Origin of the sequence: Mucilaginibacter arboris (assembly GCF_009754915.1) — a bacterium.
Classification (GTDB): domain Bacteria; phylum Bacteroidota; class Bacteroidia; order Sphingobacteriales; family Sphingobacteriaceae; genus Mucilaginibacter_A; species Mucilaginibacter_A arboris.
Genome location: NZ_WPIK01000001.1, coordinates 344,122 through 356,762 on the forward strand (window position 1 = coordinate 344,122; position 12,641 = coordinate 356,762).

Here is a 12,641-nt window from a genome sequence, read left to right on the forward strand (position 1 = left end):
GGCCTTTCGGTCACCTTTAATTTTTATGTTTATAGAATTTAAACCGCTTCAGCCGTTTCCAGAACCATTTGTTCATCTACTAAAATCCTTCCGCAGTGTTCACAAACAATGATTTTTTTACGCTGGCGGATATCTGCCTGGCGCTGTGGCGGGATCTCATTAAAACATCCTGAACAGGCATCACGTTCAATTGTAACAACAGCCAAACCATTTTTAGCATTTTTTCTTAAACGGTTGTAAGCAAAAAGCAAACGCTCTTCTATGTTTTTTTTCGCTTGCTCTGCTTGTCCTGTAAGCTCGTTTTCTTCTTTTTCGGTTTCGGAAGTAATCGTACCTAATTCTGCTTTTTTCAGTTCAAAATCTTTACGCCGCTCTTCCAGGTCAGCCAATGCTTTTTCATAAACCTGGGTTTTGGTAGCAATTTCATAACCAATTTCTTTGATTTTTTTCTCGCTTACCTGAATATCAAGTCCTTGGATTTCAATCTCCTTAGAAATTGCATCATACTCACGGTTGTTTTTAACTTCTGTAAGCTGGGCTTCATATTTTTTAGTATTGGCCTGTGCTTCTTTTATCAGGTTTTTTCTGGTAACAACAGAATCTTCCAGGTCATCCAGGTCATTTTTAATTTTCTGAATACGGGTCTCTAAACCGGCAACTTCATCTTCCAGGTCGCTCACTTCCATTGGGAGTTCGCCTCTTACCTGTCTGATCCTGTCGATTTTAGTGTGGATAGTTTGTAGTTCGTATAAAGCTTTTAGCTTTTGTTCTACTGTTTGTTCCATTAAATTATATATTTGACGGGGTTTGTATTAATTTTTGTTAAACGGAGAGCAAAGTTAGGAAATTTTTTGCTAATAATTTCGGCTAATAATTCCTGTGTAAACTGCTCTGTTTCAAAATGTCCGATATCGGCAATTACCAGTTTCCCTTCTGCATCAAAAAACTCGTGGTATTTAAAATCTGCCGTAACAAAAACATCAGCACCTGCACGGATGGCATCTTTCAGCAAAAAGCTTCCTGAACCGCCGCAAACAGCAACCTTTATCACTTTTTTGCCGGTAAAAACAGTATGCCGGACTACTTCAGCCTTCATTTGTGTTTTTACATGATGCAGAAACGATAGTTCTTCCTGCGGAAATTCCAGCTCGCCAATCAATCCGGCACCAACTTCCTGATATGGATTGGTTATCGGATACAGATCATAAGCAACTTCTTCGTACGGATGTGCTAAGAAAAGCGCTGTCAAAATTTTGCTTTCCAGGTTGACGGGGAAAACCGTTTCAATCCTTACTTCGTCTTCCTGATGTTGGATTCCTTGTTCTCCCGCAAACGGATTGGTGTTTTCTCCGGCTTTATACGTTCCGGTCCCGCTGGCGTTAAAGCTGCACCCACTGTAATTGCCGATACTTCCGGCACCGGCAGCAAATAAAGCTTCACGTACTTGTTCTGCCTGTACAAGCGGAACAAACGTAACCAGTTTTTTAAGAAGGCTTTTTTTGGGTGATAAAATCCGGCAGTTCTTTAAACCTAATTTGTCTGCAATTTTTTTATTTACGCCAGCAGCAACATGGTCGAGATTGGTATGGATCGCGTAAACAGCGATGCTGTTTTTAACTGCCTTTTCTACCACACGTTCTACATACGTTTTTCCGTTAAACTTTTTTAAGCCTTTAAAAACGATAGGATGATGAGAAATAATCAGCTGGCAATTAGTTGCAATAGCTTCATCAACAATTGCCTCGGTACAATCTAAAGAGATTAAAGCCTGATTAATTTCCTGATCAGCATAACCAACAATTAAACCCGAATTATCGTAATCTTCCTGATAGGCAAGCGGTGCAAGGCCTTCCAGATAAGCCGTAATTTCATTCAACTTCATTGGCTGAAATTAAACAACATTTTTTGCCTGATAAAAGAAGTATCGCTTTACAGTTACGATTGCTTGGTATCAACTCTGCGCGAATCAGTCATCATCAATAACGAAACTGCGAGTGCAGCGATAACACCTACCAATAAGGCGCCAAAAATCTTACCCGAAAAATCTGCAATCGAACCTTTTTCTATATAATTGATGTATAAAATAGCAAAAGCAACGGCAACAATTCCGCCGGCAATTAAAATTTTAAAGCTTTCTTGCAGTGCTTCAAAAAAGGTGATATTTCCTCCGTTTTCTACGTTACGATATCTTCTAACGCCAAAATACAAACCAATAATCGGGATCAAAGCAGAAACATATTCAATAGAGGAAGTGCTTTTAAATACGGTATAGCCAAGCAGGTGCATCATCAAAATCCACAATCCGCTTAAAACTCCGATAACTATTCCAAAAATTACTGCATTTTTCATGGTATGATTTTATTTAGGTGATCTAAGAACGGTTCTGCCGTACCAAATTTCAGGTACTAAAAGAAGCATCAGCAATCCTGTTTGAATATATGAAAACAAACGGATAAAATTTTGTTTGATACGATTTAACTTTTACTAAAACACTTTTAGCCATATTTTCTATTTGTATATTTGCAACGATTTGAATATCCGTGATATATTAGAACGTTACAAGGCCGATAGCCGTGTAAAAAGTTTGGCCCAGGCGTTAAATTCGGGCAAAAATCCGCGTGTACACTTGCGTGGTTTGGTTGGATCGAGTGATGCTTTTCTGGCGGTTGCAACTTATTTTTTACAGCATAAACATCTGATTTTTGTTTTGCCCGACCAGGAAGAAGCCGGTTATTTTCAGGCTGACCTGGAAAACCTGCTCGACAAAGAAATCCTGCATTTTCCATCGTCATATAGAAAAGGCTTTGATTTTACACAGCCAGACAGTAGCCACGTTTTAGCGCGTGCCGAGGTTTTGAATGAACTGAACCATGCTTCTGAATTTGGAAACCTGATTGTTACTTACCCCGAAGCTTTGGCAGAAAAGGTAATTAACCGGGCATCATTAGAAAAAAATACTCTGGAAATTAGTGTTCAGAATAAACTTAGCATCGAGTTTATCAATGAGTTTTTGATTGAATATGATTTTGAGCGTGTTGATTTTGTTTATAGTCCCGGCCAGTTTTCTATCCGTGGCGGCATTGTTGATATTTTTTCTTTTTCGAACGATCTGCCATATCGTGTAGAGTTTTTTGGTGATTTTATTGAATCGATTCGAACTTTTGAAATCGAAAGTCAGCTTTCGGTAGAACAGGTGAGAAGTATTACGATTGTTCCAAACGTGCAATCTAAATTTTTAACAGAAAATAATATTTCTTTATTAGAATATGTAGATGCAGATACAGCTGTTTGGATAAAAGACGTACAGTTTACGTTAGATATTATCCAGGAAGGTTATAAAAAAGCAACGCAGCTTTGGAAAGCTTTACCGGTAACAGAAAAGAATGAGAACCCGGATTGGATCGATCCGATTTATAGCTTTTCTGATGAAAAAATGATTGCTGACCAACTTCGGGATTTTAGTGTGGTGGAATTTGGCAAACAGTTTTTTTATCAGGCAGATCAAACCATTAGTTTTGATATTAAGCCGCAACCTTCATTCAATAAAGATTTTGGCCTGCTTATCCATAATATCAAAAACAATGATGCGGAGAAGATTGAGAACTTAATTTTAACCGATTCTACCAAGCAAATTGAACGGCTCTACGCCATTTTTGATGATTTAGACAAAACGGCAAAGTTTACACCAATTCCGGTTTCTATCCGTGAAGGTTTTGTAGATCGCGAACAAAAATTGGCTTGTTATACCGATCATCAGATTTTTGACCGTTACTATAAATACAAGCTTAAAAAAGGCTACCAGAAATCGCAGGCTATCACGTTAAAAGAGCTTAGAGAACTAAAACCTGGCGATTATGTAACACACATTGATCACGGAATCGGAAAATATGCAGGTTTAGAAAAGGTAGAAGTGAACGGCAAATCGCAGGAAATGATCCGTTTAATTTATGCGGACAATGATTTACTTTACGTCAACATCAACTCCTTAAACAGAATTTCAAAATTCAGCGGTAAAGAAGGAACAATGCCTAAAATGAACAAATTAGGCACGGATACGTGGGACCGACTTAAAAAAACCACAAAAAAAAAAGTTAAAGACATTGCCCGAGATTTGATCAAACTTTATGCAGTCCGCAAAACGCAGCATGGCAACGCTTTTTCTCCGGATAGTTATTTGCAAAACGAACTGGAAGCCTCTTTTATCTATGAAGACACGCCAGATCAGGAAAAAGCAACGGCAGATTTAAAGCGCGATATGGAATCGCCGCACCCGATGGACCGTTTAATTTGCGGCGATGTTGGTTTTGGCAAAACAGAAGTGGCTATTCGCGCGGCTTTTAAAGCTGTTGCTGATAGTAAGCAAGTTGCGGTGCTTGTCCCAACTACCATTCTTGCCGCACAGCATTATAAAACGTTCTCTGACCGCTTAAAAGGCTTTCCCTGCAACATTGATTATGTCAATCGTTTCAAATCTTCCAAACAAATAAAAGATACTTTACAGAATGTAGCCGATGGAAAAGTTGATATTCTGATCGGAACGCACCGTTTGGTAAGCAAAGATGTAAAGTTTAAAGATCTGGGCTTGATGATCATCGATGAAGAACAAAAGTTCGGTGTATCAACCAAAGAAAAACTAAAGCAGATGCGGATTAATGTAGATACTTTAACTCTAACCGCAACGCCAATTCCGCGTACGCTTCATTTTTCTTTAATGGGCGCGCGCGATTTATCTATCATTTCTACGCCTCCGCCAAACCGTCAGCCTGTTGTTACCGAACTGCATGTGTTTAATGATAAACTGATTAAAGAAGCGGTTGAGTTTGAAGTAAACCGCGGCGGACAAGTTTTCTTTATCCATAACCGTGTGCAGGATTTAGCGCAATTAGGAGGAATGATCCATAAATTGGTGCCTAAAGCAAGCGTTGGTATTGCACACGGACAACTGGAAGGTGATGCTTTGGAAGATGTAATGCTAAAGTTTGTGAACGGCGAATATGATGTTTTGGTTGCCACAACGATCATCGAAGCGGGCCTGGATATTCCAAATGCCAATACGATCATCATCAATCATGCGCACATGTTTGGTTTGAGCGATCTGCACCAGATGCGCGGCCGCGTTGGCCGGAGCAATAAAAAAGCGTTTTGCTATTTGCTGAGCCCGCCTTTATCAACCTTAACTTCTGAAGCAAGGAAACGCTTAAGCGCGATCGAAGAATTTTCTGACCTGGGCAGCGGTTTTAACGTGGCCATGCGCGATCTGGATATTCGCGGAAGCGGAAACTTATTAGGCGCAGAGCAAAGCGGTTTTATTGCGGAGATTGGCTTTGAAATGTACCATAAAATTTTGGATGAAGCGATCCAGGAACTGAAAGATGAAGAGTTTCAGGGCGTTTTTAAGGATGAAAAACCTCGTCCGTTTGTTTCTTTTACGCAGATTGATACCGATCTGGAGATTTTGATCCCGGATGAATATGTAACCAGCATTGCAGAACGCTACAACTTGTACACCGAACTTTCTAAACTGGAAAACGAAACCGAACTGCAGGCTTTTGCCAAACAACTGGAAGACCGTTTCGGGCCGATTCCTCGACCAGTAAAAGACATGCTCAACACCGTACGTTTACAATGGCTTGGCAAAGCGATAGGTTTTGAAAAAGTATCTCTTAAAAAGAGCATTCTGCGCGGTTATTTTACCAGCAACCAGCAATCGCCTTATTTTGAAAGCGGTTCATTTCATAAGATCTTACAGTTTGTGCAGGAGAACCCCAGAAGATGTAACCTGAAAGAAGTAAAAAACAGCTTGCGCATCAGTTTTGAAGGCATCAAAACGATAGATGAAGCCGTAGAAATTTTGGAAGAAATGGCCGGACAACCGGTTGGTGTTGCTTAAAAATTAGTGGTAAAAGAAGCATTAATCTGAAATATTTTATGAGTAAAAGTTCTTACCTTTAAATATTAAAAAGCAAAAAACATGTCGGTTGTAAAAGAAAAAATCATTCAGGAAATTGAAAGTATCCACGATGAAGAAATGCTAAATAATATCCATCGTGTATTACAAAATATTTATTCCAAAAAGTCGATTATAATTCTTAATGATGAGCAAAAAGTTAAAATTGCTCAAGCAGAAAAAGATTATTTAGAAGGAAAATTTTATACAACAGATACTCTTTTTGATGAAATACTCGATGGCTAAAACCATTGTTTGGTCTGAAAGTGCTAAAATAGACCTAATTGCAATAAAAGCATTTTTTGATAACAGAAATAAGTCATCCATTTATAGCACTAAGCTCTTAAAAACGATTAGAAATTCAGCACGTTTGATTGAGAAATATCCTGATGCGGGAATTGATACAAATATAGTTGGTTTACAAGGCTTAATAGCTGGTAATTACATTTTATTCTTTAGACATAAAGAGAATTATATTTTAATTCTAACCGTTTGGGATTCCCGAAGAAACCCCGAACAGTTAGAAAGTATATTAAGGAGATAACTTTTCCTTAATTTAACAATGCTTCTTTTATAACCGTAATTTCTTAAACCTTATTTTGCTTTTTCCAAACGATTGACATTTAAAACAGGCGTTTTAATTCCTTTAAGTGCGGTTTGATCTGTTTTTATCAACTCCAGAACAACAACTTCATTGCTGCCTTTTTTGAGCCATTCTGCCGGTAAATAAATGGTTTGCTGCGGGCCGATGTTCCAATAACGGCCTAAATTATGTCCGTTTACAAAAACCACTCCTTTTCCCCAGTTACTTAAATCCAGGTAAGTATCTGCAACTTCGTTTAAACGGAAAGTTCCTTTACGTATAACCGGTGAAGTATTACTGTTTTGAGAAGAAGCAAACCGGATCCTTTTGGTATCATTAAAAGGCAAGCGGTACATTTTCCAGTTTTTTACTTCGCTTCCATTAAAAATTACCTTTTCTGTAATGCCTTTTTTATTTTGAAGGAGATATTTTCCAAAGTTGATCCGGCCCAAATTTTCTACCAAAATATCAAGCGTTACTTGCCCGGCCGGTAATGTTATTGCCAAGCTGTCCTGGTTTAAACGCCGGTCCAAAGTTCCAACCGTTTTACCGTTAACCATTACCACTGCGTAATCCCGGAGTTCTTTTAGCTTCAGCATGCTTCTTTTACCACCTAAAAGTTGTGTCCTGTACAAAACAAACCCGTAATCCTGGTTCAAATCCTCAAAAGTCAACGGCGTTGCATGATTAACAGCAGCAGGTAAATTATCGAGCAAACTTGCCGATTGCGTTAATTGAACCGCTGGTATTTCCATTACTGGTTTCGGGGCCGGAACCGCTGGTAATTTAGTCCCTGCCGGCAAATGCTTTTCAATTACTTCTCTAAATCTCGTAAATTTATGCGTAGCGTTTCCGGCTTCGTTTAAAGGCGCATCATAATCGTAACTGCTAACCTGGGGTTCAAAAGGCGAATGATCGTTGTAGTTGGCGCCATTCATAAAACCGCGTGTCGAGCCGCCATGGAACATATACATGTTGATGGAAATTCCCGCGGCCAGTACAGAATCCAGTTTTCCGGCATATTGTTCTGCCGGTATTGTATGGTGTTTTGTTCCCCACCAGTCAAACCAGGCCGGATACCATTCGGCAATGTAATACGGCCCTTTTCCTTCGTGTAAACTATTGACTAACGCTTTTACTTTTTTAGGATTATCCAGTCCGTTTATTGCAGGAAGCAATCCGGGTAAATGGCCGTTCCTAGCATCGGCAGCCGGATCGCAGGTATAAAGCAACCCATCAAATCCCGCTTCTTTAAACAACTTTTGGTTGATGGCAAGGTATTCTTTATCGCTGCCGTAAGAACCGTATTCGTTCTCAATCTGAACCATTAAAATATTTCCGCCATGGTTAATTTGCAGAGGAGCTAATTGTTTTCCAACTTCTTTGATGTAAGTTTCATATTCCTTTAAATACTTCGCCTCTTTGCTGCGCACAACCAAACCTTTTTCATTTTGCAGCCAGTACGGGTAACCGCCAAATTCCCATTCGGCACATACATACGGACTTGGCCTCAAAATCACCCATAAACCTTCCTCTTTGGCTATTTTTACAAATTCTGCAATGTTATTATTGCCGCTAAAATCAAAATGTCCTTTTTGTGGTTCGTGCAAATTCCAGAAAACGTAAGTTCCAATGGTATTGAGTCCCATTGCTTTGGCCATTTTCATTCGTGCATGCCAGGCTTCGCGGGGAACGCGCGGATAATGCATCTCTCCGGAAATCATTTGGAAAGGTTTCCCGTCGAGCAAAAAATTCGAATCGCCTAAAGCAAAAGTATGTGTAGCTTTTTGCGCGATGCTGTTTTTAAGGCATAAAAAAAGTATTACCGGCAGGATATATTTCATCTTCATTTCTTCTTGCTATTTGATGCTTTTTCAATTTGATTGTAATAGGCTTTCAGGATGTAAAAAGCCTTCTTTTTGTTGCCCTGATCGTCGTACAAACCTTTACGGTTCCAGCCGTCCTGGTATTGATTGTTACGTTTTGGCGAACGGAAATCATTCAAAACCCAGGGCGAAAGTCCCACAAAATTTTCAGGCATCTTTTTAAACATGGCTACCTGCTCTTTAAAATACCATTCCTGGAATTCTTCGCTAAAACGGGTTAAAGAATCCGCATGAAAACCACCTTTTGCACCTGCGCCAGTTTCGCTGATAAATAAAGGTTTATTGTAAGGTGTGGACCAGTTAGTAGTGCGGCATTTATCCGGCAAGCCGCCGTACCAGCCTAAATACTCGTTAAAAGCAACGAGATCAACAAATTCTCCAAGCGGATCATTTACTTCATTCAGGTTTTTTAGCGCGCTATAATTTACTTCCAGCGCAGCTGAAACCATACGTGTTTGATCGAGCTTTTTAGCCTCAGTAATTAAACTGTGCATGAAATTGGTACGAGTAGGACTAACTGGCGTTTCATTTCCAACCGACCAGATAATCACGCTGGCTCTGTTATGATCGCGCGTAATCATTTCGTTTAATTGTGCTTTTGCTTTATCCAGCACTTCATTACTGCCGAAGTTGATGGTCCAATAAACCGGAATTTCAGACCAAACCAGAATTCCAAGCGAATCAGCCAAACGAGTCATGGTTTCATCGTGCGGATAATGTGCTAACCGAACCATATTGCAGCCTAATTCTCTCGCCTCGCCTAACAATTGCATTGCATCTTCTTTACTGTAAGCTCGTCTGATTTCTTTTGGAATTTCTCCGTGGATACTGATACCACGCATAAAAATCGGCTTGCCGTTAAGCAAAACCTGTTTGCCAAAAGCTTCTACCGTTCTAAAACCTATTTTATCTTCTGTTTTGTCTGAATTTGAACTGATGATAACACGATATAATTTCGGTGTTTCCGGAGACCATAACTGTATTTTCGGAAGTGTAAAATGAACTTTTGTTATCGTATCTGATGCCGTAAATTGTTGTCTTAGTTTGAGTTCAGGAATTTCAACAGTTAGTTTTTCACCGCTTGCCGGCGCTCGATTTAGTTTAATCCAACCTTCCACTTCCGGCGTTTTAGCAGGAATTGAACCGGGCGATACTCTTTTTAGCTGAATAAAATAATCCTGAATAAAGTTATCAGGCACTTCAATCAGCTTTACTTCACGTGTAATGCCGCCATAATTCCACCAATCTGTGTTTAAAGTCGGCACTTCATCTGCGTAACGTTTATTATCAACTTTTACGACTAAAAAGTTATTGGTTTCTTTTAACAGGTTGGCAGGAACTTCAAAATTAAAAGGCGTAAAACCACCTTTGTGCGCACCTAATTTTTTACCGTTTAAATAAACATCAGCACGGTAATTTACAGCACCAAAGTAGAGGAAAACCTTACCAGAAGCAGATTTTTTATAATCAAATGATTTTTTGTACCAAACCGTTCCTTCATAATACAGAAACTTTGGATCCTGATGGTTCCAGTCGCCGGGAACGTTCAAAGAATTTTTTTCCTGATAAGTGTGCTCGTTCAGCTCGGTTTTATTGGCTGGAACATCTGTATTCCAGTAAGCACCGCCATTGTTTTCGTTGAGTTCCTTGTAGCGGTAATCGTAAAAACCGGTTTCGTACGGATCAACAATATACTGCCATTTCCCGTTTAAACTAACGGATTTACGGTTTGGAATATTGGTAATCAGATTATTCTGGGCGATAGCTGCAAAAGCAATCAGCCAGGTAAATCCTGTTAAAGTTATTTTTTTCATTTGCTTCTTTTATCGTTAAAAAAATCGAGGTTCCAGTTATCCAGCCATTTAATTTCGATATCATCACCTTTAAAAGTAATGGGTAGCCAGAGGTATCGGCCATCAATTGCATCTTTTGGTGTCCATTTATCCGCCATAAAAATGAAAGCATCTTTTTTACCGGCAACAGGAAGAACGTACGTACTTTGTCCGCCAAAAGTGATTTGAGAACCATCGCCAACACAAGGATTTCCATGATAAGTCCACGGCCCCCAAATAGATTTTGCAGAAAACCAGCGGGCAGGATTTGGCGCCCAGCCAGTAGTACCAGAACCAATCATATAATAAGTACCGTTATGCTTAAAAATAGCCGGAGCTTCGGTTTGATGGCCTGCATAAACCCTTACAAACTTGCCGGTATGGCTGGTGTAATCATCGCTTAATTCGGCTATATCTAACGTAAAGTTTTCTTCTGCAGAGAAAACATGGTAAGCTTTACCATCATCATCTACAAAAAGATTCATGTCCCGCGCCATTTGTCCGCCTGGCAGATCCCTGCAAAAAAAGCCATCACTTTTAGTAGCCGGACTTGCACAGTTAACTTTTTCTGATTCCGGCGTTCCTTCCGGATAAAAAGGCATTTTTCCGGCATTTGGACGGTAACTTTTGATGAACCGATACGGGCCATTAACTTTATTGCTGACAGCCAAACCGGTACGAGCCGCTTTGTACCCTTTGCCCAGCAGCTCCAAATGGAACCACATTACATATTTTTTGGTCTTTTTGTTATAAATTACTTTTGGCCGTTCAAGAATGCAGCCTTTTGCAATATCACTTGTTGTATCAGGGGAAACACTTAAAGCAATACCTTCATCTTTCCAGTTGTATAAATCTTTGGAGGAATAGCAATGCACGCCAACCATTGCCCGGTTGCCTGCGCCGCCTGCAATTTTATGTTCGCCGAACCAGTAATAAGTTTTATTCTGATACAAAATGCCGCCGCCATGCGCATTGATATGTACGCCATTATTATCCGGCCAGATTACTCCGGGCTGAAAGCTTGTGCTTCTTTTACCGGCTAAATCTTGTGCTTCAACCTGAAAAACAACCGATAAAAGAAGCATCAGGATTATTCCAACTTCATGATACTTTTGTATGATGTTAACTTTCATATTGAAAAATTTAAGCTGATTATCTTCTTAATTCCAGTGCATGATCTGCCGGAACATCTTGTCCGCTCCAAATTTTTACGGCTGTCCAGGGTTGAGGAGGAGTGTTCCAAAATTCATCTGTTTCGGGCAAACCAAGCGGCAGAAAAATGTTGCTACAGATATACAAACTGCCCGTAGTGATATAAAAATCAGCCAGGCCAGGCTGAATGCCATATAAACCAATATTCAGCCAACCGTTTTGATCAAAAGTTCCTGGTGCGCCGAGTGTTTTTTTAATTACTGCGGTCAGTGCTTCTCTCACTTGTGCCGGGCTTAATGAAGAAGGCAATTGCTTTTTATAAGCAACATTAGCCAGATGATGAAAAACGCCTCCGCGGTAAACAATGGAACGGCCTGTTGCAGGATAAGAACCATCTGTATTGATCATCCGTTCCAAAATTTGCGCGTAACGCTGACCAATCAGCTTCACATTTTCGGTTTCGCGTGGATATGCAGTGTGTTTTTCACTCAAAACATCCAGCATGGTACTTAAATTAGGCTGAATAACGATGCTGTTATAATAATCCAGATGAAACTGCATTCCATCAGAATACATGCCGTCGCCAACGTACCAGTGTTCTGTAAATTCACGAATGCCGTATTCCATGCGTACCGCATCATAACCTAAATCGTACTTGTAAAAAAACGCCTCAATTACGCCGGTAAATAATATCCAGTTGGTATAAACCGGTACTGTGTTTCTGGTGATTTTTAGCACCGTAACCACTTGCTGTTTTACCTTTTCATCCAGATGCTCCCACAACCACGGCGAACGGATTAACGCCAAAGCAACATAAGAAGCATCAACCAACGGCTGGCCGCCATTCCATTGCAAGTAATCTTTTGCGTCTGGGTTTACAGCGTTCGCTATTCCTTTTATCGCCCACTCACGGTACTGGTTTCGTAATTTAACTTCTACTGGATTTCCGCCTTCTAATTGAAGCCAGGGAGCAATTCCACTTAACGTTCTGGCAAAAGCTTCGAGATAAGCTACTTTGCTGCGGCTCTCTTTATTATCAATATGTTCTGACAGTCTGACTGGCATATTCGCCTTTAACTTATCCTCCGCAATATTTGATAGGACAGGCCGGGCAATTTTATCCATATAATTAAGCCATACTTGTCGGGTTGTTTCGCTTTTAGCGGCTTTTTTTTGAGCTAAGCCTGTCAAAAACAAAAGGGTAGCTATCAGAATCAGCAATAGTTTTTTCATCATCATTC

10 protein-coding genes are annotated in these 12,641 nt (G+C 39.9%); 3 read left to right on the plus strand and 7 right to left on the minus strand.

All coding sequences use genetic code 11. The features are described 5' to 3' along the window. Positions 1 to 38 precede the first annotated feature (38 nt). Genes GO621_RS01690 through GO621_RS01700 form a run of 3 tightly spaced genes read right to left on the minus strand, consistent with a single transcriptional unit; the run spans position 39 to position 2,349 of the window. Positions 39 to 785 carry a zinc ribbon domain-containing protein gene (locus GO621_RS01690; protein WP_157563502.1) on the minus strand — a complete coding sequence of 249 codons (747 nt, stop codon included), beginning with the start codon at positions 783 to 785 and terminating at the stop codon, positions 39 to 41. Next, entirely contained in the window at positions 785 to 1,882 is a 1,098-nt protein-coding gene (locus GO621_RS01695) for a Nif3-like dinuclear metal center hexameric protein (protein WP_157563505.1), read from the minus strand. Before GO621_RS01695 ends, GO621_RS01690 begins: the two co-directional genes overlap by 1 nt. Positions 1,883 to 1,935: 53 nt before the next feature. Continuing rightward, the gene (locus tag GO621_RS01700) at positions 1,936 to 2,349 is read right to left on the minus strand and encodes a DUF4199 domain-containing protein (RefSeq protein ID WP_157563507.1); all 414 of its coding nucleotides are present in this window, start codon (positions 2,347 to 2,349) and stop codon (positions 1,936 to 1,938) included. 181 nt (positions 2,350 to 2,530) lie between these two features. Here GO621_RS01700 and mfd point away from each other — a divergent pair, with 181 nt between their 5' ends. From mfd to GO621_RS01715, 3 genes are all read left to right on the plus strand, one after another. After that, on the plus strand, positions 2,531 to 5,890 hold the full coding sequence (mfd, locus tag GO621_RS01705) for a transcription-repair coupling factor (RefSeq protein ID WP_157563510.1): 3,360 nt from the start codon (positions 2,531 to 2,533) through the stop codon (positions 5,888 to 5,890). An 81-nt stretch (positions 5,891 to 5,971) separates the two neighbouring features. Beyond that, positions 5,972 to 6,193 carry a hypothetical protein gene (locus GO621_RS01710; RefSeq protein WP_157563513.1) on the plus strand — a complete coding sequence of 74 codons (222 nt, stop codon included), beginning with the start codon at positions 5,972 to 5,974 and terminating at the stop codon, positions 6,191 to 6,193. Beyond that, positions 6,174 to 6,491 (plus strand): type II toxin-antitoxin system RelE/ParE family toxin, encoded by a 318-nt coding sequence (locus tag GO621_RS01715; protein ID WP_157563515.1) that lies wholly within the window; start codon positions 6,174 to 6,176, stop codon positions 6,489 to 6,491. The genes GO621_RS01710 and GO621_RS01715 overlap by 20 nt, the downstream gene beginning before the upstream one ends. A 50-nt stretch (positions 6,492 to 6,541) precedes the next feature. Here the strand turns inward: GO621_RS01715 and GO621_RS01720 are convergent, their stop codons facing one another. The 4 genes from GO621_RS01720 to GO621_RS01735 are packed head-to-tail and all read right to left on the minus strand — an operon-like array spanning position 6,542 to position 12,639. Continuing rightward, complete coding sequence (locus tag GO621_RS01720) at positions 6,542 to 8,380, minus strand: glycoside hydrolase family 35 protein (RefSeq protein WP_157563518.1); 1,839 nt, start codon at positions 8,378 to 8,380, stop codon at positions 6,542 to 6,544. After that, positions 8,377 to 10,230 (minus strand): glycoside hydrolase family 2 protein, encoded by a 1,854-nt coding sequence (locus tag GO621_RS01725; RefSeq protein ID WP_157563521.1) that lies wholly within the window; start codon positions 10,228 to 10,230, stop codon positions 8,377 to 8,379. Before GO621_RS01725 ends, GO621_RS01720 begins: the two co-directional genes overlap by 4 nt. Continuing rightward, positions 10,227 to 11,381 carry a glycoside hydrolase family 43 protein gene (locus GO621_RS01730; protein WP_232335565.1) on the minus strand — a complete coding sequence of 385 codons (1,155 nt, stop codon included), beginning with the start codon at positions 11,379 to 11,381 and terminating at the stop codon, positions 10,227 to 10,229. The genes GO621_RS01725 and GO621_RS01730 overlap by 4 nt, the downstream gene beginning before the upstream one ends. Before the next feature lie 19 nt (positions 11,382 to 11,400). Further along, positions 11,401 to 12,639 carry a DUF2264 domain-containing protein gene (locus GO621_RS01735; RefSeq protein ID WP_157563524.1) on the minus strand — a complete coding sequence of 413 codons (1,239 nt, stop codon included), beginning with the start codon at positions 12,637 to 12,639 and terminating at the stop codon, positions 11,401 to 11,403. Positions 12,640 to 12,641 lie beyond the last annotated feature (2 nt).